Genomic DNA, 26,740 nt, shown 5'->3' with positions numbered 1-26,740 from the left:
CATTTCTGCTACTTTTCCGACTTTCTCCCGCGCCGGATGTGGAAAAGAGCCGCGATCAGGGCGCGGCTCTACGTTGATTACTTTTTCACTGCTGCATACAGGTCATTCATTTCTTTCACCAGGTCGTCGCCGCCGGATTTTTTCCATGTGTCGAAGGCAGCTTTCAGGCCGGCTTCATCGGTTTGACCGACGATGAATTTGATGCGGGCATCGTTGATGATGTTGTCAAGCTGTTGACCCTTTTGCGAATATACGGTGGAGATGAATGGCTCAGCCGGATTCGCCACAACATATTGTTCCGCTTCCTTCTGGATTTTCGTCGTTTGCAGACGCAATGGCGTTTGTTTCACTTTAAGACCAGTATCTTCCGGAATGTATGGCAGCATTTGGTTCAGGCCTTCCACTTCGGACTCGAGCAGCGCTGTATCCTTAACTGGCACAACAGCGTCGCCGTCTTTCGTGTAGTGCTTGCCTTCGATCCCGAAGCCGGCAAGTGTCGTCAGGTCCGGTTCATTCATTTGATCGAGGAATTTAAGCACGCGTTTTAATTCAGCTTCGGTTTTCACAGTGGACTTGGAAATCGCCAGAATGCCTGCGAAGCCCGATGTCGGCAGTGCTTTCATGCCGTTTTTGCCCGTGACGCCGATCAAGTTATCCACATAGTGTATGCTTGGATTATCTTTGCCGTCTTTGGCGAGCGCAGCATGGATCTTGTCATCCAAGCGGGCTGCGTTGTCCGTAACGTCTACGATGACGCCAGCCTGGTTGTTGACGACCGGATCGTTCCATTTCGCGGAATCAAATACGGCGAAGTCCTGGTTGATCAGCTTCTCGTCATACAGCTTTTTCATAAACTTGAGCGCTTCCAGGTACTCGGCTGTTTGATGCTCCGGTACCAGCTTGCCGTCAACAACGCCCCATTTGTTCGGCGCGCCGAACCATAGCTTCATAATGTCGAAGCCGCTCGCCCATTGTCCTGTCCATTTGACCAATACCATACCATACGTATCGTCTTTGCCGTTTTTGTCCGGATCTTTCTCTTTAAACGCTTTCAACATGTTGTAGAAATCGTCGATCGTTTTCGGCGGCTGCATGCCGACCGCGTCCAGCCAGTCTTTACGGTAGTTGATGCCGTTCCGGCCGAGTGCACGGCCGCGGTATACCCCATAGTTTTTGCCGTCGATCGAGGAGTTGTTCATGATGACCGGGTTCGCTTTGCTCAGATTCGGGAAATCCTTCAGGTACGGGCCTACTTCCCAGAACGCACCGGATTTGGCGGCGTTGACGAAGCTCGGATTTTTCACATCGCCGACGTAAATGATGGACGGCAGCTTGCCGGAAGCCAGCGTAATATTGAATTTATCGGTATAGGAAGAGTTCGGCACCCATTCCAGATGAATTTTCGTATTGGTCTTTTTGTCGATTTCGGTGGTCACAGGGCCATCGTCTTTCGGATAATTCGTTTTGAAAATCGGCAGCATGATGCTGAGATCAAGCGGTGCCAGGTTCTGCGCTGCGGCTGTCGATGTCGCTTGGCCAGTTGCCGCTGCGCTTGGTGAAGCGGAAGATCCTTTGCTGTCGCTGCCGCACCCCGTTACGGTTGTAAGGACAACTGTGCCGACTGCTGCTGCGGCTACCCATTTTTTCGAATTCTTTTTCATATGTTCATGCCTCCCCATAAAATAGAATACCCTATATCAGAAACCGTCAGCCTTTCACGGAACCGATCAAAACCCCTTTGGCAAAATGCTTTTGCAGGAACGGATATACCAGCAAAATCGGAATGGTGCCGACCACGATGACGGCCATTTTAATCGACTGCTCCGGCGGCTGCACGAAGTTCGGGTCCATCGAATTGATATCGCCCGCCGCAGATTGCGAGAGCAGGACGATCTGCCTGAGCAGCACTTGCAGCGGCCATTTCGCCGGATCGTTAATGTAGAGCAGTGCAGAGAAGAAGTTGTTCCAGTGACCGACCGCGTAAAATAACGTGAATGTCGCCAGCACCGGCATGGACAGCGGAAGCACGATGCGCCACAGGAGACCGAGCTCCGTGCAGCCGTCCATTTTGGCCGCTTCTTCCAGCTCCGGTGGGAGCTCCTGGAAAAAGTTTTTGACAATGATCAAGTTAAAAGCCGAGATTGCGCCTGGGATCATGAGCGCCCAGTACGTGTCCAACATATGAAGCGAGCGAATGACCAGATAGGTCGGGATCAGTCCGCCGCCGAACAGCATGGAGAAAATAATCAGATTCAGCACGGTGTTGCGCCCCATCAGCGTACGCTTGGAAAGCGCATACGCCATCGTAACCGTAAAGAACAGGTTGACGAGTGTGCCGACAATCATTACGTACAAGGATACGCCGATGCTATGGATAATCGTATCCGTCGAAAATATAAATTTATACGCGGCCAAGGTAAACGTCTTCGGGATTAGAAACACCGCCCGCTGCGTCAGCTCCGCATCCGAGGCGAAAGAACCCGCCACCACGTAGATAAACGGCAGAACCGCCACCACGCCGATGATGCCCAGGATGAGATAGTTCAACACATCAAAGATTGTACCCGGGATCGTGCGATAGTGCCTACCCATGTGCCCCGCCCCCTTTCCCAGTTGAAATTAATAGATCCCCGATTGTCCGAAGCGTTTGGCCGTCCAGTTGGCACCAAGCACGAGAATGACGCCGACAACGGCTTTGAAAAGCCCGACCGCCGTACTGTAGCTGAACGCCCCTTGCGTAATCCCCATCATATAGACGTAGGTGTCAAAAACTTCAGCGACCTCGCGGTTCAGCGGATTGCGCATCAGGAAGATCTGCTCAAATCCGTTATCTAGCACGTCGCCCATACGTAAAATAAGCAAAATAATGATCGTGCTGCGAATCGACGGCAGTGTAATGTGCCAAAGCTGACGGAAGCGATTCGCCCCATCCATAATGGCCGCCTCATACTGCTGAGAGTCGACGCCAGCCAGCGCCGCCAGGAAGATGATCGTGCCGAAGCCGCACTCCTTCCACATCGTCTGCAGAATAATCATCGGACGGAACCAGTTCGGACTGGCCAGAAAATCGATTTTATGGCCGATGTACTTTTGCAGCATCTCGTTGATCAGCCCGCCTTCGGTCGTCAGGAAGACATACGTCAAGCTGGCCACGATGACAAGCGAGATAAAATGCGGCACATAGATGAGCGTTTGAATCGTTCTTTTATAGAAGCTAACCCGAATTTCATTGAGCAGCAGCGCGAGAATGATCGGCGCCGGGAAATAAAAAATCAGATTGTAGAACGAAAGCAAAAGCGTATTGCGCAGCAGCATGAAAAACTCGGGATTGTCAAAAAACACACGAAAGTGCTCGAAGCCGACCCAGTCGCTTTTCCAAAAGCCGAGAAAGGGCTGATAATTCTTAAAAGCCAGCAGCACTCCCCACATGGGCACATATTTAAAGATAAGGAAGTACAGGAGCCCCGGCGTCAAAAGTACATACAGCCATTTGTCTTTTCTCAGCCTGCCCCAGATGGCGGATTTGCGTGCGCCTTGTGCCCGTGACGTCTGAATGAATTCCCCTTTACGAGAAGCCGCTGCTTCTTTCATGCTTGTCACCTCCATATTTTCCTATTAAATGCGTGTTCAAAAAGTCGGGTTTTCAGCACCGAGAAGATTGCGAGAACCGTATGGCCTTATTATGCACGGACAGCGATTTGCCGCCTATCAGACATTTTTGAAAACCCTTCCAAACCGGGATCGAACAAGCGCTGCAAGAAAGTGCAAATGGGTTAAAAGAGTTGAAACCGCCTTCATTCCGCGGCAAAAAAGTATTATTGTCCCGGGGAGTAAATACTCCTATAGTAGAAACCATACAGGCAATCCTTATATAAATTGAAGAAAAGTGAGTGACTACGATGGGAAACAAGCTTTACCATGGCGCGGCCTGGTATCCTGAACTTTGGGAGCCTGCTGTGCAGGAGCAAGATATTGAATTAATGAAACAAGCCGGCATTAACGTCGTGCGGATTGGTGAATTTGCCTGGTCGACGATGGAGCCGACGGAAGGCGACATCTCTTTGGACTTTTTTGTTCGCACGATTCAAAAGCTGACAGACAACGGCATCGAAACCGTCATGTGCACGCCGACGCCAACGCCGCCGATCTGGTTCACGCACGGCCATCCGGAACGGATGTATGTGAACGAAGAACTGCAAGTGATGGGCCACGGTTCGAGGCAGCACGCCTGCACGAACAATGCGGTGTTCCGCGAAAAAGCCGCGATCATCACAGAAGCCATCGCCAAAGCGGTCGGGCCTCTGGCCGGCGTCATCGGCTGGCAGATCGACAACGAGTTCAAGGCGCATGTCGCCGAATGCCGCTGCCAGACGTGCCTCACCCTGTGGCATGAATGGCTGGAGCAGCGCTATAGCACGGTGGACAAGCTCAATGAAGCGTGGGGCGCGGACATTTGGAGCGAGCGCTACCTTAGCTTTGACCAGGTGCCGCAGCCGAATCCGGCGCCGTTCCTGCATAATTCGTCGCTCAGCACGATGTATCAGCTGTTCTCGTACGAGAAAATCGCCGAGTTCTGCGACGAGCAGGCAGCGATTATTCGCAAATATTCCGACGCGCCGATTACCCACAATAGCTCCGTCGCTTTCCATGTGGATAACGAGCGCTTGTTCCGCGATCTCGACTTCGCCTCATTCGATACGTATGCGACGTGGGATAACTACCCGAACTATCTGCTAAATAACGACCTGTGGCGTAATTTCAAGATGGGCCGCGACTTTTGGATCATGGAGACAAGCCCTTCCCATGCCGCTTCGCTGGAAAGCTATGCCAAGCCGCATCCGAACGGCTATCTGCGCGCCGAAGCCGTCGCCGCCTACGCGCTTGGCGCAGAAGCGTTCTGCTACTGGCTTTGGCGCCAGCAGCGCGCTGGCTGCGAGCAGCCGCACGGCTCCGTGCTCTCTACGTGGGGCAAGCCGACCGTAGGCTTCGCGAACGTGCTGGAAGTGGCGGAGGCCCGGGCGGCCATCGAGCCTGCCATGCTGTCCACGCGGCCGCGTCAGGCGGAAGTCGCGATGACATACTCGGACCGCGCCAAAGCGTTCCTCAAGACGGAGCCGCACCAGAAGCTCAATCACCGCGCGCTCGTGACCAATTTCTACGAGCGCATCCTACACACCGGCTTGCACCGCGATGTGCTGCCAGAAGGCTCATCGCTTGACGGCTACAAGCTGCTGCTGACCCCATTCCTTCCGCACATTTCCGCGGAATTTCTGGAACGGGCCATCGCCTTCGTGGAACGCGGCGGCGTGTGGGTCGTCGGCCCGCTGTCCGGCGGCCGCACGGAAGAACATACGCTGCACACGGACGCGGCCCTCGGCCGCCTGGAGCAGCTGGCAGGCGCCGAGACCGTGTACACGTTCCCGATGGACGGAACGGGCTCGATTGGCCGCGCCTTCGGCGCAGCGGAGCCGCTCTCGCTATGGAGTGCCGTCTTCGCGCCGCAGGACGGCGCTGTGGCGGTCGGCACCGTCGATGGCGGGCTGACGCCGGGCATGGCATTCTTGACCGAGAAGACACACGGTCAAGGCAAGATCGTGCTGCTCGGCAGTATGCCGACGGGCGAGCAGCTTTTACACAGCCTCATCGTGCATTATGCCGATGAGGCGGGCGTGACGGTCCGCACGGACGTCACGAAGGGCACAATCGTCGCGCCGCGCGCGGGGGATGACGGCGACGTCTGGGTCGTCGTCAACATGGACGGCGCGGGCGGCCGTGTGACCTTACCGCGCGCCGGGCGCGACGCGGTGACCGGCGAAGCGGTAGCCGCAGGCGTGCTGGAAGTGGCACGATACGCATACAAAGTAGTCCAATTTGCGGAATAAGGTTAAAGGATGTCCTGTGAAGGACATCCTTTTTTTACTTTTTCTGCACTGTGGCCGTGGTTTCCAACATATATCGGAGTCCGACTTATTATACTGATTACGTACGACATCTGGGTGAGGAGTGTGGCTGCCTTGGCAAATGAATTTGTTGCGCGGTCGTTGGATGAGGTGCGGTTCTGGTCGCGGATTATGAAAGAGCATTCCCTTTTTCTAAAGCTGGGCTTTCGCTGCGATGATACCCAGCTCATTCAGGAGGCGAATCAGTATTACCACATCTTCGAGGGGATCGAGGCGCGGTCTCACGCCTACACGCAGGCAACAGATCCCGAAACAATCCGCAGATTTAACATCGAAGCCCACCATGCGGCGGTACACATTTGGGCTTTCAAACGCAAGGTGCTCGGACTCATCGTCTCGTGCCAGCTGCCGGGCGCCAACAATTTTCCGCTGCTCGTCGACCATACGAGCCGTGAGGCCAACTACTTCCGCAACAGGCTGGAAGAATTGAATGCCGGGAAGCTGGAGCCGCTGCATGATGCGATCATCGATGAGAACGTGTTTTTCCTGCGCATTATGGCGGACCATGCCAAGTTCATCGGCCATTTGCTTGATCCTTCCGAGCGGCAGTTAGTCGAGCAAGCGCGGAATTTCAGCCATGATTTTGATCAACTGCTTTATCAAGCACTCGATTTGAGCAGCATGCGCCCGCAATCCCAAACCGATCCGCTGCTCGGTCAATTTCTCGATCAGAACCGGGTTTCCGTCGCTTCGCTGCGGGATTTTAAAAAGACCGCCCGCGACCTCATCGAAGCTTGCCGAATCAAAAGCATCATTCATCCGCTGCTCGCCGACCATGTTTTCCGGGAAGCGGAGCGCTTCCTGTGCCTGATTGATATGTTTGAAGCCAGCCTGACCGGCAGCAGCAGCACTACGGCTTTAGAATAATTTTGAGCGCATCGTCTTCCTTTTTTTGAAAAATAGTATACGCATGCTCCGCGTCATCGAGGCCCAGACGGTGCGAAATAATGTCCGTCGGGTCGAAAACGCCTTCCTTGATTTGGCGGTACAAGTCCGGCATGTAGTGGATGACCGGCGCTTGGCCCAACTTCACGGTAATATTCCGTGCAAACAAATCACCAAACGGGAAGGCGTTATAATTCATGCCATACACCCCGGTGACTTGGATGGTGCCGCCTTTACGCACGAGCTTCGTCGCCATGCGGAACGCCCCGAGGCCGCCGCCCTGCAGCTTGAGCATCGTCTCTACTTTCTCCAGCAGCGTTTTCTCCGAATCCAGCCCCACCGCGTCAATCACGACATCCGCCCCGCCGCCGGTCAGTTCGGCAAGATGATCCAAGAGATCGTCCTGCTTTTTAAAATTGAACGTCTCCACCTTATTCGTCCGCTTCGCATGCTCCAATCGGTACTCGATATGATCGATGGCGATGACGCGCCCCGCCCCCTTCAGCCAAGCAAATTTCTGCGCAAGCAGACCCACCGGCCCGCAACCGAGGATAATAACGGTATCTCCGGCTTTCACCCCGGCATTATCCACGCTCCAGTAAGCCGTCGGCACAATGTCGGATAGAAACAGGAGCTTTTCATCCTCCATCTCCGCATCCTCCGGCACCTTGAAAGGAACAAAGTTGCCATAAGGCACGCGCAGCAGCTCGGCCTGCCCGCCGGCGTAGCTTCCAAATGTCTCCGAATAGCCGAAATAGCCCCCAGTATCTCCATGCAAAAAATCGTTGGAGTTATCGCATTGGCTCTCTAATTGATGCGTACAGTACCAGCATTGACCGCAGGCGACATTGAAAGGGACAATGACACGGTCCCCTTTTTTCACCTTGGTTACCTCTTTGCCAACCTCCTCGACAATGCCCATCGGTTCATGGCCGATAATGAAATTGTCCGGCGTGTTGGGAATTTCTCCATTAAACAGGTGTAAATCGGAACCGCAAATCGTCGTTGACGTGACCCGGATGACAATATCGTCGGGTTTCTCGATTTGCGCATCCGGCATCTCTTTGACTTTTACATTTCGAATGCCTTGGTAAGTCACAGCTTTCACATCATCACACCCCTTATCTGGTTGGCATGTCTAATTTGTCCTACGCCCATGCTGCCTATTCTGGCCTGCGCGATTTTAGAAAGATTTAAGAAATCGTTGAGATCCCGTTGAGAATCGGCATGTACAATGGCAGCATAACCATTGTTGATAGAGGAGCAACATGGCATGCTGCTTGCTGCTCCCCGACCCTAAAGAATTCGGAGGCTCTATGAGTAAAAAACTTACCCTTACCGCTGTCTGTATCATTCTCGCTGTCGCAGCCGTCGCTGTCTTCCCTTATTTGTCGCTGAATCCCGACAGCAGCCGGACTTCGCTCACAACAAACTTCCCCCTGCATTATCCGCTACTAGTGCTTCATATTGCGACAGCGCTTCTCGCGCTGCTGAGCGGATTGGTGCAATTGAGCGCCCGCTATCGCGCCAAGTACCCGAACCGGCATCGCATCCTGGGCCGTGTCTATGTCATCAGCATTCTCATCAGCGGATTGCTCGGATTGGTACTGGCCTTTTATGCCGAAAGCTATACCAAAGCGCTCGCCTTTCTGGCCCTCAGCCTTCTGTGGCTGTGGACAACCTGGCAGGGCTACCGCTACGCGGTGCGAGGCAATCTTGTGCAGCACCGCCGCTGGATGATGCGCAGCTACGCGATAACGCTCGTCGCGATCACCGCGCGGCTGGTCGTCCCATTCTGCATCCTGTTCAACCTGATTTTCCACGGCTTCCACTTGCCGGAGGGCGGCAGGGAGCAGATGATAGCGGAGATTTTAGACGTGAATGTGTGGCTGGGGCTGCTGATTAACGTGATTATTGTGGAGTGGGGGTTCGTGCAACGGGGGAAGTAGCCGGGCATGTTCATGACAGGCAGCGCTGGATATATCCTTATTGGGCAGGGGATACCAGAGCACCAAGCCAGCAAAAAAGCAGGAATTTTCCCCTTTCCCTCCCTGTTTCCCTGAAATTCCTGCAAAAGCGCAGGCATTTCGGGTGTGCCTGCCCTTGTTGAGCGAGTTCGGGCGAAAAAACTGCCTTTTTGCAGGCATCTTGTGCAAGACGTCATTTTCGTGGAAAAAGCCTGCCTTTCCGCAGGAATTTCCTGATCGCTTCGGCAAGTACCTAAGCAGCCGACCATGCCGCTGTGCGGCACCGGCACCAGCACCAGCACCGCCTCCCTCCGCTCGACTCGCCAAACAAAATAAAGCTCCACTCGGCCAAACCCGAGTGGAGCTTCATCATTAACAACCGTTGCCGAACAGATTCTTCCGCGAGTTCAGCACTTCGGCCAAGAACGTCAGCGCCAGCCCCTGGCCCCAGCCCTGGATGCGCTTGTCCGGCACGCCTTTGTAGCCGGCGTCGTCGTCCATGACGGCAGTGCCGGCCGATACGCCGGTCACAAAGCCTTCCGGCGTGATCTTCGCCAGGATGCCGTCGATCGCTTTTTGCGTGTACTTGTTGTACAAGCGTCCTCGTGTGAGCAGCGCCGCGGCGATGCCGGCGGAGCCTGACGTTTCCAGCGGCGCAGACGGGTCGTCCAGCACCGTGTGCCACAGGCCGGATTCGTCCTGCAAGCGGACGAGCGTGCTCAGTTGATCGCGGAGCGAGCCGTCGATGATCATAAAGGACGGGTGCGTGACTGGGATCAGCACGAGCGCTCTTGCCATCGTCAGCGCAGCCCACGAGTTGCCGCGAGCCCAGTAGATCGAGGACATGTTGTGTCCTTTGATATTATCCCAACCATGATAGTATAGATTGGTCACCGGATTTTGCAGCACATTTTCATGACCGTGGTATTGTCTTAAGCCGTCTGCGAAATAATCGTCATTGCCCGTCAGTTTGCCGACACGGAGCAGGAAGTAGCCCGCCATAAACATCGTGTCCACCCAAGCCTGCTCCGGGAAGTTGTACGATTCTGAATTCACCGTGTGTTGAAGGATACCGTCCCCGAAACGCTCAGCGTCATGTGTCAGGAACTCCGCCATTTCCTTGACGATGTTCAAATATTTCTCGTCCTTCGTCACTTCGTAGAGCGTAATCAACGCATGCCCGATGGACACCGCATTGACGGACAGCTTTGGCAAGCCGTCTTCAATATTTTCGTCCACCCACGCTTGCAGCTTCGTTAAATAGTTTTCATTTCCAGTTGCCGCATATGCCTCGCAGACGCCGTAGAACGCGACGCCGCCCGGCCAGTCCCAGCTGAAATCCATTTGAAACGTACGTTCAACAACACGGTCGATCACCGCGCGCAAATTATTTTCATCCCATTCTAACTTAGGCATATCTTCGTTTTCCTCCTCCATGTTACCTTATCCTTTCAAGCCGCTTGTGCTGATGCCTTCCACGATATACCGTTGGAAAATGAAGAACACGACAACGATCGGTACAAGCGATGCAGATGCCATTGCGAACATGCCGCCCCAGTTGTTCACGGACTCGCCGTCAAGGAACAGCTTGAGCGCCAACGATACCGGGTACAGGCTCGGTTTGTTCAAGTAAAGCAGCGGGTTAATAAAATCTTCCCAGCGCCAGTAGAAGGAGAAAATCGTCGATGTAATGAGCGCCGGTACGATCAACGGAACCAAAATACGGAAAAAGATGCTGTATTTGCTGCAGCCGTCCATTTTCGCCGCTTCATCCAGTTCGATCGGGATCGTCCGAATGAACTGCATAATCAAGAAGATAAAGAACGGGATGGCAAAAAATTGCGGAATGATGATAGGTAAAAACGATCCAACCCAACCAAGCTTCGTGAACAGAACGTATTGCGGAATGATCGTAACGTCATGCGGCAGCATCATCGTCAGCATCATGCAGCCGAACCAGAAGCTTTTGGCGAAGAATGGAATACGACCAAACGCGTAAGCGACAAGGGCCGAACTAACGACTGCACCAATGGTAGACAGGATAACGATGTAGAACGAGTTCAGGAAGAACTTACCGAACGAGTTGCCAGCGAAACCTTTCCAACCTGTTTGAAAATTCTCCCACGCAATATGGCTTGGAATCAAGCTGTACGCCGTTGAAAAAATCTCATCATTGGGCTTGAGCGAGCTGACAAGGAGCCAAATAATCGGGTACATCATCACAATCGACAGCACGATTAAAAGGAGATGATAACCAAAGCGTTTGTAATTATTCGAGTAGGCCATGTTATTTCTCTCCTTTGTTTTCGTAGTAAACCCAGTATTTCGAGGTTTGGAAAATGACCAGTGCGATCACGCCAACCAGAATGAGCATTACCCATGCCATCGCGGACGCATAACCCATTTCGTAGAACTGGAACGCTCTGCGGTATAAGTACAGGGAGTACAGCAATGTGTTATCCAGCGGTCCGCCTTCGCCGCGAGAAATGATGTACGCTGGCGTAAAAGTCATGAACGCAGAGATCGTTTGCATGATCAAGTTGAACAGGATAATCGGGCTGAGCAAAGGAAGCGTGATTTTGAAGAACTGGCGAACCTTTCCTGCTCCGTCAACGCTTGCGGCTTCATAGTACGAAGCTGGAATGTTTTTCAGACCTGCAAGGAAGATCAGCATAGAAGAGCCGAACTGCCAGACGGACAAAGCGATGAGTGTCCAAAGAGCTGTCGACGGGTTTCCGATCCAAGATGTATCCGTATGGATGCCGATAACACCTAACGCCGAGTTCAGCAAGCCTTTATCTCCGAACACTTGCGTCCACATGATGGAAACCGCCACGCTGCCCCCGATCAAGGATGGCAAGTAAAACGAGGAGCGGTAAATGCCAATGCCCGAAACTGCTTTGTTAAGCAGCATCGCAACCATTAGCGCGAAAGCCAGTCTGAGCGGCACACTCGCAAATACATAAGTAAACGTTACGCTGACGGATTTCCAGTACTTGTCGTCTCCCGTGAACATTTTGTGATAGTTGTCAAAACCGATAAAATTAGGTGCATCGAACAGGTTGTAGTCCGTAAACGAATAAAAGAGCGATGAAATAATGGGATACAGCGTAAAAATCAGAAAACCCAGAATGAAAGGGGAAGCAAATACGTACCCCACCAGATTGTCGTTATAACGCAGCTTGTTCATTGGTGCTCAACCCCTTGCCATGGAATGTCTGAAGGATGAAGCCTCGCTTCCTCTCTTCTCTATGTCTTTATTATAAAAGAGTTGCCGAGCGGTCAGAAGGAAAAAAACCGTTGTGTTTGTATAAATAACAGAGGTGTAAAACCCTCTTGCCATGCGGTTTTGAAGCATGAAAAAAGCCCCCGCAACGAAAGGTCGCGGAGGCTTGATCTTAATATTATTTTTTGTTTTTGGCCAAAATAGCGTTCGCATCTTTACGGAATTTCGCCGCGCCTTCTTCCACGGTCAGCTTTTTGTACAGAATTTGCTCAGCTGTATCTTTGAGCAGTTTCTCTACTTCTACGGAACCGATTGGGCTCGGAGGATCCATTGGGGAAGCGTTTTTCTCAGCCCATGCCACGTATTCAAATACTTTCTTTTGCTCAGGAGACAGCAGCGGCATCAAAGCTTCTTTGACTTTGGAGGAAACAGGCACACCACGCTCGCCCATGATGATTTTGTTCGCATCAATGTCGTTGATCAAGAAGTTTACAAATTTAGCTGCTTCTTCTTTGTTTTTGGAGTTCTTGGATACAGACCAGAACATACTTGGTTTCAGGAACAGCGCTTTGTTTTGGCTCCAGCTTGGCGTTTTCGCGATATCCAGTGAACGCTTCGCCGCCGTATTAAAACCAATAAATTGGTTGGACCATTGGAAAGTGGCCGCTGCATTGCCTAACACCATCTCATCGTCTTCCGCAACGCCTTTTTTCTGTGCCAGTTTATCTAGAGGCAGGATGTAACCGGAGTCATACCACTTTTTGTACATCGTGTAGTAGTCGATGAACGGTTTATCGTCGGAGTAGCCCAACTGCGTTCCGTCAGCCGCGTACAGTTTTTGACCTACGCTTCTCAAATAGAACGGGAAGTAGACGTCATGACGGAGATCTCCGCCAAGCAGCTTGCCCTTCGCTTTCAGTGCTGCGCCAACTGCGTCCAAGTCACTGAATGTCCAATCATCCTTCAACGTAACGCCAGCGTCTTTCAACATTTGGGAATCAATCGTAGCACCCAAGGCATTCGATCCAGCGTTCATGGCAACCAGTTTCCCGTCGACTTTACCGCCGGACAAGTTGTTCTCAGAAATATCTTTCACATCGAGCACGCCGCTCGTTGTAAACGGTGTCAAATCTTCCAATTGACCTTTGGATCCGTACTGCGTCAGATAGGAGATGTCCATCTGGAACACGTCAGGCAATCCGTTTGCCGCAGCTTGCGGAGCGAGTTTTTTCCAGTAGTCGTCAAATGCCGCATACTCGGATTCGATTTTCACGTTCGGATTTTTTTGTTGGTACAGCTCAATCAATTTCAACGTGTAATCATGGCGTGATTGTCCGCCCCACCATGCTACGCGCAGGGTTACCGGTTTATTGGACGCTGCAGCCGTTGCTGCCGCGGACGCGCTTGGCGCAGTCGTGGAACCTGTATCCTTACTTCCTCCTGAAGAACATCCCGCTAACAGTAATGCAGCCGATAGTACAGTGAACATCGCTTTTTTCATCTGTGTATCCTCCCCTTATTGGTGAATATCTGCTGTTGTATTGCTTATCCTTATTATCGCGGGGAAAGGACAAAAGGAGAATCCAAAATACAGACGTGATTGTTTAATTTCCAGAGGTATCTGATGATTTCATGAATTCAGATGGGGTCGAACCCCGATATTTTTTGAATACTTGACTGAAATACTGGGGATTGTCGCCGAAGCCGAGCCGCTCCGCCAGTTCAAATATTTTAATATCGTCTTCCTGCAGGATGAGCTCCGTCGCCTTGTCAATCCGTGCTTTCATCACGTAATTGGAAAACTTCTCGCCCGTCTCCTTCTTAAATAATTTCCCCAGATAATCGGCATTCATGTACAGCATCTCATTCGCCACCCAGTTCAGAGACAGCTCGGAATTGCCCAGTTGATCGTGAATAATATCGATGACTTTGCGGACAATCGCGCTGATTTTGACTTTATTTTGCGAATAAAACTTTTCAACCATCGCATGGACGACCGTTTCCAGAAACGACTGGATCGACTGCAGCGAGTTCATTTCGACGATAAGCGGAATTTTCGCCACATAGTGATTCATCTCATCCGGCGCACATTGCCGTACCAGCGAGACGAACTGCTGAATGACGTACGACTTGGACACCTCGATATTGAGCTGCGCCTCCTTCAAGGAGCAGATCAGATCGGCCAAAGCTTCCTCCGCCTGCTCGCGGTTCCCGGATTTGACGCTCATATTGAGCCGCTCCTCGTCAAATACAAGCTCCTTCACTTGCCCGCCGACCAGCGACATGTCCGTATCCTTGCGGGTAATTAAGCTTCCTTCGCCCAAATAAAAGCGGTAATTCAGCAGCTGCAGCGCCTCTTTATACAGCGTTCTTGCCTTCGTAATATGCCCGGGCTCGCTGAGCGAGATCGTGGCGTCCATTTTGTAATATTTTTGAAAAATATCCCGCGTCGCATAGATGCGCTCCTGCAGCGCCTCGGGCTGGCCTGTGTCCTCCAGCACGATTAGCACATGATTCCCGATCGTCGTGCCGAGCAGCGGGTTGTCGAGCATTTCCTGAGCAATGTTCCGAATCGCGAACAGATGCTCATACTCGTATGTGCCCTCGAGCTGAAAGAGCAAGAGCCGAATGCGGTAATCCGGGTCCAAACGGAACAGGCTGCGAAAATATTCCCAGTCCTGCTCACCGTACGTTTTGTTCGTCACGAATTCCTTGAGGAACTGCTCCTTCACATGCGGCATGACCTTGGCGAGCTCCGCCTTCATATTTTGCACGAACGATTCTTCCTTCGCCGTTTGCGCCAGCTCCTCCATAATCTCCCGAAGCGCTTCTTCAATCTTGGCCTCATTCGTTGGCTTCAGCAGGTAATGGCGGACGCCATACTGCATCGCCTTGCTTGCGTAATCGAACTCCCCGAAGCCCGACAGCAGCACAAAACGAATATGCGGATGCGACTCGCTCACGCGGGCAACCAGTTCCAGCCCGTCCATCCCCGGCATGCGAATGTCACTGATCACGATGTGCGGAGCCAGCTCCTGAATCTTATCATAGGCCTCCACGCCGTTGCGCGCCGTTCCGACCAATTCCGTCCCCAGCGCAGCCCAGTCCACCAACCGCGAAATCCCGTCTAAAATTATTCGCTCATCATCCACAAGCATCACTTTGATCATAAGATAGCCTCCCTTTCACCTGGCAGCCGCAAAACAATTTTAGCGCCTTGCGTCGCTTCTTCGTCGACCTGTAACCCATAATGTTCGCCAAAAGCAAGCTTAATCCGCTCATCGATATTGAGCAGCCCAATGCCCTTGCCTTTGGTGCGAATCTCGCCGCTGCGCAGCCTGTCCAGAATGCCCGGCGGCATGCCCGGCCCCGTATCCTCCACAGAGAGGAACACGCCCTCTTCTGTACTCCAGCCGCGAACCGTAATCTGGCAAGGATCGATAATCGTCTCCAGCGCATAATGAATCGCATTCTCCATCAGCGGCTGCAGCGTCAATTTGGGAATCGGGCAAGCGAGCAATACATCGGGCACCTCCAGCTCGAATTGCAGGCGGTCTTCGAAACGCATTCGCTGAATTGTCACGTAGCTTTGGACAATGTCCAGCTCCTCGCGGAGCGGAATAATCGGCTCCTTCAAATCGATAGAGTTACGCAGCAAATGGGCAAGCGCTTCCACCATGGCGGAAATTTCCGACTGCTTGTTCACCTTCGCCATCCAGTTGATCGATTCCAGCGTATTGTACAGAAAATGCGGATTAATCTGCGATTGCAGCGCCTTGAATTCCGTTTCTTTGATTAACAGGCGGTTGGCGTAGTTCTCTTGAATCAGCGTATTGATGCGTTCAATCATAAATCGGAAGCTGCGCTGCAGCAGTCCAATTTCGTTCATGCTGACCTGTCCGCCAGATGCAAGCAGATTCGCTTCCTCGAAGTTCCCTTTCTCCGCCAGCTTCATGCGGGCCATCAGTTCTTCGATCGGTTTCGTCAGCCCGTACGAGAAACGGATGCCAATCGCAAAGACGACGATAAAAATGCCGATAAACACAAAAATGACTAATTCTTTAATAAACAGAATTCGATCGAAAATTTGCTTGAATGGCGTCACGTTAATATACGTCCAGCCGGTATTCGCCGATTGAATGCGCGTAATAAAATATTCTTCGCCGTTTATTTCCTGATTGGTGTAGCCTTTTCCTTCGGTAAACCCGGCTTCAATCTCGCTTAAAGAGAAAGGCTGGGCACGCGGATAAATGATGCTGCTGCCCGACGCGATGATCAGATCGCCCTCCGCCGGAGCGAGGTCCTGAATAATTTTTTCAATATTGATGCGGATTTCCAGCGTCCCCAGATAAGAAAGATCAAAGTTCGAGCTGTGAAAAGACCGAATTTCCCGCGTCAAAATGAGCGCAGAATCCACGGCATCCGGGTACATCCACCTGCTTTCTCCCGTTCCCTCCGCCGCCTTGTCAAGAATGCTCTTGCGCTTATTCGGGTCCTGGCTGATCATATTGCCGCCGGCATACTCGCTGCCGAAGGCATCAATCAGCTGGATCGAGTAGAGGTGCGGCTCCTCGCCCGCGTACGTGATTAATTTGTCGGTCAACATTGTACTGAGCAAATGCTTGTCATAATCGGACGGATTTGCCTTGAGCGCGCTTAGCCAATCCTGTACCTGATCCTCGCCCATCAGCCGGAAAGACAACTGCTGTATGCGCTTCAGCTCCGTCTCAATCGCCTTGGAGGACAAATTCAAGACGCGGGACGATTTGTCATAGATTTGTCCGTCATAGATCGAGAACGCATATTGCTGAAGCGCAATCGTAATTGATAGGGAAACCGCGATAATCAGCGTGATCAAAATAGAAAGCTTCGTCCGAATTCTCATGTGAAGGAATGTCTGAAAAAGAGTTCGTAGCTTCATCGTGCGCGCTCTCCTTGCTATCGATAGGTATGGCCCCGGCCTGCCAGTCGGTGCATTTGTTTTGATTCATTATTATGCACCTGCCGCGGCCCACGGTCAACGTCTTTCAGAGAAAACCAAAGAAGAGCCTCGCGAATACGTTCGCGAGACTCCGGATTTTATATTGCGCTAACCGCTATTTTACCAATCCTAAAGTTTTTAACTGGGCTGCAACCGAATCGCGGTAAACCTTGTACTTAAACTGGGTATCCAGTGTCTCAAGGAAAGCGTCATATTCGCTAAGCGGACGTTTGCCATAAAGGAACTTAATGATTTCCTCAGAGAAATAACGTTCGGCATCAGCCGGATTATAGTCGTTCGGAATATCCACTACGCCGTTATAGGCCATAATGCGGGGTTCTTTCGAGATAAAATCAATGTAAGGAGTTTGCTTGACGAATTTAGTAGCCAAATATTTCATTTCATTTCTGCCGAGGAATTGATACGTATAGAAATATCCGCCGTCCTGTGCGAGTAAAGGAGTTGCTGTAACTTTGCCATTATCTATCGTAAAATGCTTGCCTTCCACACCAAATTGCACCAGGTTCGAGCCTTTCTCTCCCGAAATATAATTCAGCAGCTCAATAATTTTCTCGATCTTTTTCGGGTTTTTCTCTAATGATTTGGGAATTGCGATTCCGCCTTGCCGCGAGCTGTCCCACGTACCGTCGAATTGCCCGCCCGGCCCTTTTGGCGCGTTAATCTGAATCCATTCCGCTTTAGGGTTGATTGCCTTAATTTGTTCCACATATTCATCCTTCGACATGTTCGCCCAATCAATATACACAATCCCAACTTGTCCTTGAATCGCTTTTTGCTGGTGCTGCAAAGCACCGTTCGTCACCACATCCGGATCGATCACTTTCGCATCGAACAGCTTTTTCGAAAAAGCAAGCGCATCTTTCATCGCCGGATCATGAAGCGCGTCTGTCACTTTGCCGTCCTTCACGTACATACTGCCCGGCACACCTACACCGTATCCGCCGAAGATTGGCGATAACGCCGCACCGATTCCCGGATTGAACTTGAAGTCACCGAAGCCTCCGCCTCCGCCTCCGGTAAGGCCAAACGTATCTTTTTTTCCATTCTGATCCGGGTCATCATTCGCAAATGCGACAGCCACCTTGGCCAGATCATCCAACGTCTGAGGCACCGGAAGCTTCAGATTGTCCAGCCAATCCTTGCGCACCCAATAGGAGAAATAGTCCAGTCCTGCCGCCCTTGGCAGTGCATACAACTTACCGTCAACATAATTTTTCTGGAAACCTCCAACAAATTTTTCCGCTTGCGCCAATTTACCGACGTAAGGCGTAAGATCAAGCAAAGCGCCTTTTCGGGCCAGTTGGGCAACCGTCTGGCGGTCGTTGATTTGGAACAGATCGGGCAAATCAGAAGAAGCGACCCGCACATTCAGCAAATTTTGATAATCTGTTGCATCCGTATAAGAGGATATGTTGATGTTCGTGTTCAACGCTTTGTCCAGCTCTTGTTTGATCACATCGGCATCCGGCGCCGGCAGCTTTCCTCCATTCACCATAATCTCCAACTTCATTGGCTCTGCGGATGCCGCGGCTGGTGAAGATGAAGCTGTGGAGGAGGAGGAGGACTCCGTGCTGCTTGTGTTCTCGCTGCTGCACCCTGCAAGCAAGCTGCTTGCAGCCAGAACGGATACAGCCGACAGAATGAGGTTACGTCTCTTTTTAATCAATCGATTCCCCTACTTTCGTTTATTATATATTGAATAGGCTTATCGCCATATTACAACCATGACTACCCCTTAACGGAACCTAGCATCATACCTTTGGTAAAATGCCGCTGCACAAAAGGGTATACGACAATTAGCGGCAAACACGCGATGATCACAGCAGCCATTTGCAAAGTGACGGTCGGAACCGAGTTATCCGCAGCATTCAAGCTGCTGCTGGACTGCATAAGAATATCTCTTACAACAACCTGCAACGGAAACAAGTTCCGATTCGTCACGTACATAATTGCCTGGAACAGCTCATTCCAATGCGATACCCCATAGAATAACGAGACCGTCAGCAGAACAGGAACGGAGAGCGGCAACACAATCTGCCATAAAACGCGCAACTCTTTAGCCCCGTCAATCTTCGCGGAATCAAACAGTTCCTCAGGGATATTTCCAAAAAAGCTTTTCATAATCAGCACATTATAGCTCCAAATGATGTTGGGAATAATCATCGCCCACAACGAATTGAGCAAGCCCGTTTGCTTTACGACCAGATAAGTGGGAATAACGCCGCCGTTAAAAATAAAAGTCAAGATTAAACCGGCCAGCAGAATCTTTCGGCCCGGCAGTCCCTGGCGACTTAATGGATAAGCAATTAAAGTCGTTAATGCCACATTAAGAAAGGTCCCGAGAAGCGTAATGATCATCGTTATTTTGAAGGCGGAAGGAATTTGATCCTCCGAGAACAACTGTCTATACGCGCCAAATGTAATGGATTTAGGGATAATGACGTAGCCGCCATTTTTCAGCACCTCGCTAAAAGGTGTCAGTGAGACGGAGAGTACATACAGCAAAGGGAATAAAGCCGTCAGCCCCATAAGAGCCAGGAGCAGGTTGATCGTGAGATTAAAGAGGCGTTCTCCTTTACCTGTTACCACACTGAACTCCCCCATTTCTTAGCCAACGAATTTGCCAAAAGAACCAGGATGATACCGATCACCGATTTGAACAGCCCCACTGCTGCACTCAGACTGAAATTCAACTGCTGCAGCCCTGTGCGGAATACCCAGGTGTCGATGATATCGGCTACAGGATAAACCTGAACATTGTACAGGATATAGATTTGTTCAAAGCCTGCATCGAGAAAGTGACCCAACCTCAGGATTAAAAGCAGAACAATAATATTTCTTATTCCCGGCAACGTGATATGCCAGACCATGCGCAACCGGCTAGCTCCATCCACTCTGGCGGCTTCGTACAGCGTAATGTCAATCGCGGTCATCGCAGCCAAGTAGATAATGGCCCCATAGCCAATTTGCTGCCAAATATCCGTGCTAATCAAAATACTTCTAAACCATTCTGTGGATGTCAGAAAGCCGATCGAACTGCCCCCCATATTCTGGATCAGCAGATTCACCAAACCCGAACTTTCCGATAGCAGCGACAGCAAAATACCAAAAATAATGACCCAGGAAAGAAAGTACGGCATGTAAGTCAGTGTCTGAATCAACCCTTTGAACCAAGCTGTTCTGCATTCATTCAGCAGCAAAGCCAGCAGAATCGGCGGCATCGTTCCAAACAGCAGCTTGTAAAAGCTGATGATAAACGTGTTCCATAAGAGTTCACCAAAATAGGGAGATTCGTAAAAAGTATGAAAATGCTTGTACCACGGATGCGCCCATGGACTTCCGACAATGCCGTCGGTGATGCTATAATCCTTGAATGCAATAATAGTGCCGTACATCGGGTAATAACGGTAGATAATATAATAGATTACACCCGGCAGCAGCATAAGATACAAGGCTTTATAGTTCCAAATCTGTTTCGCCAATTGAGGTTGCTTCGTAATGAGGATCACCTTCCTTATGATTGCGTTTTCACTTGATAAGGTAATTCTAGCATTGCAAACTCACAGAAAATATACATGCAAATAACAATAATGTACTTACATTAACACCAAAAAGAGCGCCGTCATTTGCACAATGAAAGCGCCCTCCTATTTGGGGACCGACTATACAATAATTGGCATACTGATTCTTACAATCGTGCCTCTGCCAGGTTTGGAAACGATGCGAAGTCCATACTCATTTCCGCAATGAATGCGAATGCGATTGTGGACATTCAGCAGACCAATGCTGTTGAATCCTTTGCTGAACGGACGGAGCTTCTGATCTGTCAGCATGTGTTCGACCTTCTCGTGACTCATTCCTTTGCCGTCATCCAGTACATCAATGAGCAAATGTCCATGAAGAATTTTGGCTCTGACATAAATATTCCCCGGCTTTTTAAGCGGAAATATGCCGTGGATGATTGCATTCTCAACCAGCGGCTGGATCGTCAGCTTAATGACCTGCATGGCAAGCAATTCAGCCCCCACCTCGATGTGCATTGAAAATCTCGGGCCATACCGAACCGATTGAATTTGAGCGTACATACGCAAGCCTTCCAGTTCGTCTGACAGCGTCACAAATTCCGAACGCTTGTCAAAGCTAAAGCTTAGCAGGCCTGTCAAGGAGCGCACCGTTGCCTCGACCTCCTGCAGCCGCTGCTGCTTGGCTAAACTCGATATGCAAGCCAAAGTGTTGTATAGAAAATGAGGCCCGATTTGGCTTTGCAGCATTTTGAATTCGTAGTCCTTCTTACTGGCCTCGATCTCTTTAATTTTGGATACGAGCAGCCAAATCCGTTCCATCATCCGGTTGTAGCTGTGCGTTAATTGGCCAATTTCATCCCCGCGATCTACGTGCAGCTTGGACAAGACTTCCAGATCATTGACCCGATCCATCTTGGCAACGAGCAGCTTTAACGGGGACACCCAAGAGCGAATTAGCAACAAGGATGCGATGCCAAGCCCGATGAACCAGAAAAGCGCCGCATTTCTGTAATTGATATTCAGGACACGCAAATTCCGATAAAAAAAGTCTTCATCCACAAAGGTTACAAGCTGCCAGCCCAGACGGCTGGAAATTGATTTAACAATAAGTAAATTTTTCTTAGCCCCTTTGATAACGCTGCTTCCCACTGGCAGATCCACTACCTGACGAAGAAAATCAGCGCTAGTCTGTGAATAGCCGTCATGAGGCAGCAATTTCGAATCAGCATCTACCGTCACGATGTTGTTGCCCAAAGAAATGACAGTAAATGTCTGATTATAACCCGAAAGGATCGGTGTTAAGCGGTTGGTGAGATTCAACAGATTGATCTCCACGATCACCGTGCCCGCTATGGAATTGGCGGAATCCGGAATCGTTTGTACGAAGGCCATGGTCTTGCCGGAAATTTTCGACTCGTAAGGTTCCGACCAGCTTAATACATTGGGCTTTTCCATCGCCAGCTTGGTCAAATCATCCAAATCGTCATTGCCGACAATACTGTAATAGAGCTGTTGATTGGATACCACATTGCCCTCTAAATCAACTATATAAATCGTTTCCACAATGGAGCCGTTCGAATCCCTGTATTGCTGCAACTCCCTGACAGCTTTCTCGCCGCCTTGGAGCAGATCACTGCGGCTCGAGAGCTGCAGCAAAATCGTTCTCATGTTGTCCACGTAGATGTCCAGCAGTTGACTTGTCTTTTCATTCAGTTGCTGAGTATCCGTCATAAATTGCTTTTGAAATGCCGACTCGGTCGCACGGGAATTATAATAGGAGAGCGTGTAAAACAAAAACGCAGTAATCGCGAACAGGCTGGCGAACCATTTTACCGCCAATCCTCGATTCCGCAGCCAGGAAATGATCTCTCTCATTATCGCATCACTCCTTCTTAAATTCCGAAGGCGTCAGACCGGTATATTGCCGAAATAAAATCGTGAAGTAGCGGTAGCTCTTAACCCCAACCTGATCTGCTACCTCATATACCTTCAGATTCGAAGTAGACAGCAGCTGGATCGCTTTCTGAATCCGCAGCTTGGACAAATACTCGTTGAACGATTCTCCTACGCCCTCGCGAAATAACTTTCCAAGATAGTGAGCGCGCAGCCCTACTTCCTCCGAAATGCTGTTCAGCGTGATGGGCTCAGAAATACGCCGCTGAATCTGTTCAATCGTTTTACGCACTTCCGGCCGTAATTTCGATTCAGAGTTAGCTTCTTCCGAGAGGAGATGAATAATACTTTGAACCAACTGCTCCAATGTGAACGCATGAATAATCGGATTCTGCCTCCAAAGCCAGGCATCTTGTTGAGTGGGCTTCGTTAAGCGCTGCAGCCATTGTGCCAGGAACCTTTTCAGCTCTTCCACGGTCGGCTGATACTCACTGCACCAGCGGGCAAAATCACCTGTAAAGTACTTATGCAGCTCCTTGCGGCTGTTCCCTAACGCTTGCAGCTTGAACTCCAGTTCATCCATAGCGGCAGAATCCTTCTCCGCCGTGTTTTCCAGGGCAAAGGAAGCCTGCAATACATGCACAGTATCCGGCATATAGAAGAAACGATAAGCATTCTTAACAATTCCCTGCAAGGCCATATAATGTTCTTCACTGGTGGCGCAGGGAGGGCTGACCCATCCGATCAGCCGGTATTCTCTGCCAATAAATGAAAAGGTGCGTCCCAGTTCCTTATACAGATTGTCTATATTGCTATGCAGTCGATTGACGATTTCGCACAGCGTTAAATTTCTATCATCATACAGCAAGAGATAGCCTTCATGAAGCGGATACCACGCATACGCAGCGTCGTCTCTGTTCAACACAGCTTGAATTTCCCGAGCCAGAAATTGCCGATCCTTGGAGTAACACTCCAGATGAATACCTGCCATACAGGAAGAAGGACGAATGTGAAGTCCTGCCGCCCCAAAAGCCTCATCTATCTCCGCAGGGGCAAGCTCGCTTTCCAGCAGTCTGTGAATATGCAGCGTTTGTGCCCAATGCCTGGTTGCTACCGTTCTCTCCTGAACAATACTCTCCTTCTCCATCATGGATCTCGCCCTGGTCAACGCATTCCGAAGCTCATTCTCTGTAAGCGCCGTCTTAATTAAATATTCAATAGCGCCATGCTGAAGCCCGCCCTTTGCAAAATGAAATTCACTATGGCAAGTAAGCAGGATTACTTGCGCCGGAATTTGTTCGGCACGCAGCCTTTCGAGAAATTCCATACCATCCATAATCGGCATTGTAATGTCGGTAAAAACGACATCCGGCATCTGCTCTCTGCAGAACACCAACGCTTCTTCTCCGTCTTCCGCTTCTCCAATAATGGTAGCCCCCATAGCTTCCCAATCATAGTTTTTTAATTGCTGCCTTAGGGGAAGTTCATCATCTACGATTAGCACCGTGAGTAGCTGCTGCTCCATGGCTCTTTTCATCCCTTTCACCGATTGCAATTGGATAAGATACAAACAGCCACACAAAACCTTTCCTAAGGAATGTGTGGCTTTATACTAAAATTATAAGGCATAATTATCTTAAATCATATATACAGAACCTGCTTTTAAGCTGCTATGCGTAGCAGCGCACTTCATACATGGCTGCCGATGGATCACCATTCGTCGCATGGATCACAATTCGCAGTTTTGTAGTCGTTACCGGGGGACTCATTGTATGACGGCAATGGCGTTGATAGTTCCCTTCGATGCGAATCACCTCCTGCCACGCTCCCTCGATCCAGGCTACGATGCTGTAGTCCTTGGCGCATTGCGGGTCCTTGTAAAAAGGAGCATAAGCGTGGTATTCACGAACCAGATGCCCTGGAAATGTAAGTTCTACTTGAGCAATGGTTTGAGCTGAATCCCAGCTAAGTTCAAGCCAAGGCACTGAATCCTCGTTCGGGTCCGATTTCCATAAATTTGTGAATCGATGCGGACGGGTTACGCCATTAACAGCATTTGCCGGACTATAGCAGGCTTGCTCCGGCTCAACGCGAAAGCTCATCGTGACCCCATTATCATATCTGCGCATTTTTCCAAGTCCCATTTCGAACGCCGCCATGTGACCGGTTTCAATAGCGCCTGCACGATGCCATTCCACATCTGGGTTCTCCGTTAAATCCAAACGAATATACCGTCCAGGGGCTAAGCCCGAAGCTTCATTAAGCTGGACAGGCCACGCGATCCACTGCTTGTCACCCGGCGGCACCTGAAGAAGGGTACGGGCAAGCGCTGGACCCGGATCTGTCCGGTAATCCCAAATATGCTCGACAGGCACAATTAAGGCTTCAATGGTTTGAATGTGATCCGTCGTATTGGATAGACAGACGGAAACGACATCCAGTTGATCGGAACCGATGGCAATCCATTGCCCTCTGCGCTGCATCAGGTGATCAGATTGGGTACGGTGATTCTGGTCACGCCATACATCCAAGCCTTCATGAAAACCGCCGCTTTCTGGCGTCACTTCATGAAGCTTGGCTGAGCTGCTCGCCGAGACAACGGCACTTAGGGCCAAATCCTTCGTATCCTCATTCTTATAATTCGGCAGAAAACAACCATCCCTCAGCAAAAGCTGCTGCACTTCCTTAATGCCTCTCTCAGGTACTTCTCCGATAAGCAATCCGCTCCTTAGCGCGACTGCAGCAGCTATGCCTGCAGCTTGCCCCATGAGCGCAGTCGTGGACATCACGCGAACCGTCCCCAATGCGGCATGGGATACGCTGACATTTCGCCCGGCCATCATCAGGTTATCCATATCCTTGGCAATGAGAATACGCAGCGGGATGCCGTAAGGACCGCAATAGCTTTTAATCGCATATTCACTCATCTGTGAGTAGCCCTCAGCGCTTGCCTGCTCACTATGAACAGCAAGCAGTCCACCCGGTGTATGCAAATCGAGAAACCAGCCGCCAAATGCGATTTCGTCCGCAAAAACAGTTCTATTGGCCGGATCATGCTCGGTCATAAAATACCTGCCCATAATGCGCCGGCTTTCCCGCTTTCCAGGTACCTGACCGACCCAATCCAAAGCGTAATTCGCTGACTTCTCCTTCAACAAGAGGTCCTTATTCTTGATCCAATCCCACACACCAAGCGTATGTCGGGTCAGTTCATGTCTGATATCCTCGGAATCATAAATCGTATGCCAGGGAACTCCGATCTCCAACCACCAATAGCCACCGCGCATTTCCTTGGGAATTCGTCCATCTTCATAGAAATAAGCGGCATCTTCATGCTGAACTGCCCAGTCCGGCGCCTTGAAAGGCACGGGTCTTCCCATGTCTCTGGCACGGAAATGAATGGAATTGCCCATCGTATCCCCACTAGCCTCCAAGGGTGCATGATACTCATTAAATTCCGCCCGTCCCTCTGATCCCATGCGCCACTCACAGCCAGCCAAATCCGCCACGATGCCATCGCCTGAGCAATCAATGAATAGCTTGCCGCTAATTTCTATTTCTGTCTCTGCATTTGCCACTCTACCGACCACAGCTTGAATCTGCCGCTCCGCATTCTTGACCACATGATGAATCGTCGTATTCAAATGCAGTGTAAGGTTAGGTGTGTTCACAGCCATATCGTACATCGTTAAGTCCCATACACTATTCGTCCAGCCATTCTCGAATATTTCCTCGTGGTTGCGGGCCCTCTCCTCTATGAGCAGCTCGGAAATAATGCCCGTTTCACGAGCATAGCTATGAAAGGCCGCCGCTCCATGCGGCGTTACACGCACTTCCGAGGAACTATTTCCGCCTAGAACGGGTCTATCCTGAATAAGGCTTGTTGTAGCTCCGTGTCTAGCTGCCGATACAGCTGCGCAAAATCCGGCTAATCCGCCTCCAATGACAACGACGTCATATTGTTCTTTAAGATTTTTCAAGAAAATAAACTCCTTTACGCAAAATTTAAAACGTTTTTTAATTCATACCCCTAACGTTTACAGGAAATATTAAGTCATTTTTTTATTTTCGTCAATATTTTATTAAAACGTTTTAGTTTCTATCAGAAAAAACCACGCTCATATCCGCCGTTAATTTCAATCCTGTCCAGCTAAACTCCCGCAAACCCCCCCTATACTCCATGAATTAAACCAAAAACCCCCGCTCATTTGACATGCCCATACGATAATTTTTAAAATCTTTGCAAAAATCAGGAATTCACAAAAATAAATTTAAAACGTTTT

Annotated in this window: 19 protein-coding genes; 3 read left to right on the top strand and 16 right to left on the bottom strand. The window is 50.4% G+C overall.

The window, feature by feature from the left end; all coding sequences use genetic code 11:
* Positions 1-77: 77 nt before the first annotated feature.
* From ABE504_RS11810 to ABE504_RS11800, 3 genes are read right to left on the bottom strand one after another with little or no spacing between them, the layout of a single operon-like run.
* Positions 78-1,661, bottom strand: coding sequence for an extracellular solute-binding protein (locus ABE504_RS11810; protein ID WP_430088359.1), 1,584 nt, complete (start codon positions 1,659-1,661; stop codon positions 78-80).
* 46 nt (positions 1,662-1,707) lie between these two features.
* The gene (locus ABE504_RS11805; protein ID WP_430088357.1) at positions 1,708-2,592 is read right to left on the bottom strand and encodes a carbohydrate ABC transporter permease; all 885 of its coding nucleotides are present in this window, start codon (positions 2,590-2,592) and stop codon (positions 1,708-1,710) included.
* A gap of 27 nt (positions 2,593-2,619) precedes the next feature.
* Positions 2,620-3,591: an ABC transporter permease gene (locus tag ABE504_RS11800; RefSeq protein ID WP_430088355.1), complete on the bottom strand. Its 972-nt coding sequence runs from the start codon at positions 3,589-3,591 to the stop codon at positions 2,620-2,622.
* Between the two features lie 308 nt (positions 3,592-3,899).
* Here ABE504_RS11800 and ABE504_RS11795 point away from each other — a divergent pair, with 308 nt between their 5' ends.
* Positions 3,900-5,882, top strand: coding sequence for a beta-galactosidase (locus ABE504_RS11795; protein WP_430088353.1), 1,983 nt, complete (start codon positions 3,900-3,902; stop codon positions 5,880-5,882).
* A gap of 132 nt (positions 5,883-6,014) precedes the next feature.
* The gene (locus tag ABE504_RS11790) at positions 6,015-6,827 is read left to right on the top strand and encodes a DUF2935 domain-containing protein (RefSeq protein WP_430088351.1); all 813 of its coding nucleotides are present in this window, start codon (positions 6,015-6,017) and stop codon (positions 6,825-6,827) included.
* On the opposite strand, the gene ABE504_RS11785 is transcribed toward ABE504_RS11790, so the two are convergent.
* Positions 6,811-7,953 carry a zinc-dependent alcohol dehydrogenase gene (locus ABE504_RS11785; protein WP_430088349.1) on the bottom strand — a complete coding sequence of 381 codons (1,143 nt, stop codon included), beginning with the start codon at positions 7,951-7,953 and terminating at the stop codon, positions 6,811-6,813. The genes ABE504_RS11790 and ABE504_RS11785 overlap by 17 nt on opposite strands.
* Before the next feature lie 208 nt (positions 7,954-8,161).
* Between ABE504_RS11785 and ABE504_RS11780 the strand changes: the two genes are divergently transcribed.
* Positions 8,162-8,794, top strand: a complete 633-nt coding sequence (locus tag ABE504_RS11780; RefSeq protein WP_430088347.1) for a DUF2306 domain-containing protein — start codon at positions 8,162-8,164, stop codon at positions 8,792-8,794.
* A gap of 390 nt (positions 8,795-9,184) precedes the next feature.
* Here ABE504_RS11780 and ABE504_RS11775 read toward each other — a convergent pair whose 3' ends face one another.
* From ABE504_RS11775 to ABE504_RS11720, 12 genes are all read right to left on the bottom strand, one after another.
* A complete protein-coding gene (locus ABE504_RS11775; RefSeq protein WP_430088345.1) occupies positions 9,185-10,228 on the bottom strand; it encodes a glycoside hydrolase family 88/105 protein in 1,044 nt (347 codons plus the stop codon).
* 27 nt (positions 10,229-10,255) lie between these two features.
* Complete coding sequence (locus ABE504_RS11770) at positions 10,256-11,032, bottom strand: carbohydrate ABC transporter permease (protein ID WP_430088699.1); 777 nt, start codon at positions 11,030-11,032, stop codon at positions 10,256-10,258.
* A 67-nt stretch (positions 11,033-11,099) separates the two neighbouring features.
* The gene (locus tag ABE504_RS11765) at positions 11,100-12,002 is read right to left on the bottom strand and encodes a carbohydrate ABC transporter permease (RefSeq protein ID WP_430088343.1); all 903 of its coding nucleotides are present in this window, start codon (positions 12,000-12,002) and stop codon (positions 11,100-11,102) included.
* Positions 12,003-12,216: 214 nt separating this feature from the next.
* Entirely contained in the window at positions 12,217-13,539 is a 1,323-nt protein-coding gene (locus tag ABE504_RS11760) for an ABC transporter substrate-binding protein (RefSeq protein ID WP_430088341.1), read from the bottom strand.
* A gap of 103 nt (positions 13,540-13,642) precedes the next feature.
* Complete coding sequence (locus tag ABE504_RS11755) at positions 13,643-15,208, bottom strand: response regulator transcription factor (RefSeq protein ID WP_430088339.1); 1,566 nt, start codon at positions 15,206-15,208, stop codon at positions 13,643-13,645.
* Positions 15,205-16,959, bottom strand: a complete 1,755-nt coding sequence (locus tag ABE504_RS11750; protein WP_430088337.1) for a histidine kinase — start codon at positions 16,957-16,959, stop codon at positions 15,205-15,207. The genes ABE504_RS11755 and ABE504_RS11750 overlap by 4 nt, the downstream gene beginning before the upstream one ends.
* 175 nt (positions 16,960-17,134) lie before the next feature.
* A complete protein-coding gene (locus tag ABE504_RS11745; RefSeq protein WP_430088335.1) occupies positions 17,135-18,706 on the bottom strand; it encodes an extracellular solute-binding protein in 1,572 nt (523 codons plus the stop codon).
* Positions 18,707-18,768: 62 nt separating this feature from the next.
* Complete coding sequence (locus tag ABE504_RS11740) at positions 18,769-19,629, bottom strand: carbohydrate ABC transporter permease (RefSeq protein ID WP_430088333.1); 861 nt, start codon at positions 19,627-19,629, stop codon at positions 18,769-18,771.
* Entirely contained in the window at positions 19,623-20,483 is an 861-nt protein-coding gene (locus tag ABE504_RS11735) for an ABC transporter permease (protein ID WP_430088697.1), read from the bottom strand. The genes ABE504_RS11740 and ABE504_RS11735 overlap by 7 nt, the downstream gene beginning before the upstream one ends.
* Before the next feature lie 219 nt (positions 20,484-20,702).
* Positions 20,703-22,439: a sensor histidine kinase gene (locus ABE504_RS11730; RefSeq protein WP_430088331.1), complete on the bottom strand. Its 1,737-nt coding sequence runs from the start codon at positions 22,437-22,439 to the stop codon at positions 20,703-20,705.
* Positions 22,440-22,446: 7 nt separating this feature from the next.
* Positions 22,447-23,982 carry a response regulator transcription factor gene (locus tag ABE504_RS11725; protein ID WP_430088329.1) on the bottom strand — a complete coding sequence of 512 codons (1,536 nt, stop codon included), beginning with the start codon at positions 23,980-23,982 and terminating at the stop codon, positions 22,447-22,449.
* A 145-nt stretch (positions 23,983-24,127) separates the two neighbouring features.
* Positions 24,128-26,437, bottom strand: coding sequence for an FAD-dependent oxidoreductase (locus tag ABE504_RS11720; RefSeq protein WP_430088328.1), 2,310 nt, complete (start codon positions 26,435-26,437; stop codon positions 24,128-24,130).
* Positions 26,438-26,740 lie beyond the last annotated feature (303 nt).

Source organism: Paenibacillus oryzisoli, assembly GCF_050467285.1.
In the GTDB taxonomy this organism is placed as follows: Bacteria; Bacillota; Bacilli; order Paenibacillales; family NBRC-103111; genus Paenibacillus_E; species Paenibacillus_E oryzisoli_A.
Note: the sequence above shows the minus strand (reverse complement) of the source record. Positions and strands in the feature narration are given on the sequence as shown.

Excerpts from the sequence above, each read along its gene's own strand:
- ABE504_RS11810 (WP_430088359.1), bottom strand. The coding sequence starts at position 1,661 with ATGAAAAAGAATTCGAAAAAATGGGTAGCCGCAGCAGCAGTCGGCACA.
- ABE504_RS11805 (WP_430088357.1), bottom strand. The coding sequence starts at position 2,592 with ATGGGTAGGCACTATCGCACGATCCCGGGTACAATCTTTGATGTGTTG.
- ABE504_RS11800 (WP_430088355.1), bottom strand. The coding sequence starts at position 3,591 with ATGAAAGAAGCAGCGGCTTCTCGTAAAGGGGAATTCATTCAGACGTCA.
- ABE504_RS11795 (WP_430088353.1), top strand. The coding sequence starts at position 3,900 with ATGGGAAACAAGCTTTACCATGGCGCGGCCTGGTATCCTGAACTTTGG.
- ABE504_RS11780 (WP_430088347.1), top strand. The coding sequence starts at position 8,162 with ATGAGTAAAAAACTTACCCTTACCGCTGTCTGTATCATTCTCGCTGTC.
- ABE504_RS11775 (WP_430088345.1), bottom strand. The coding sequence starts at position 10,228 with ATGCCTAAGTTAGAATGGGATGAAAATAATTTGCGCGCGGTGATCGAC.
- ABE504_RS11770 (WP_430088699.1), bottom strand. The coding sequence starts at position 11,032 with ATGATGTACCCGATTATTTGGCTCCTTGTCAGCTCGCTCAAGCCCAAT.
- ABE504_RS11765 (WP_430088343.1), bottom strand. The coding sequence starts at position 12,002 with ATGAACAAGCTGCGTTATAACGACAATCTGGTGGGGTACGTATTTGCT.
- ABE504_RS11760 (WP_430088341.1), bottom strand. The coding sequence starts at position 13,539 with ATGAAAAAAGCGATGTTCACTGTACTATCGGCTGCATTACTGTTAGCG.
- ABE504_RS11755 (WP_430088339.1), bottom strand. The coding sequence starts at position 15,208 with ATGATCAAAGTGATGCTTGTGGATGATGAGCGAATAATTTTAGACGGG.
- ABE504_RS11750 (WP_430088337.1), bottom strand. The coding sequence starts at position 16,959 with ATGAAGCTACGAACTCTTTTTCAGACATTCCTTCACATGAGAATTCGG.
- ABE504_RS11735 (WP_430088697.1), bottom strand. The coding sequence starts at position 20,483 with ATGCTGCTGCCGGGTGTAATCTATTATATTATCTACCGTTATTACCCG.
- ABE504_RS11730 (WP_430088331.1), bottom strand. The coding sequence starts at position 22,439 with ATGAGAGAGATCATTTCCTGGCTGCGGAATCGAGGATTGGCGGTAAAA.
- ABE504_RS11725 (WP_430088329.1), bottom strand. The coding sequence starts at position 23,982 with ATGGAGCAGCAGCTACTCACGGTGCTAATCGTAGATGATGAACTTCCC.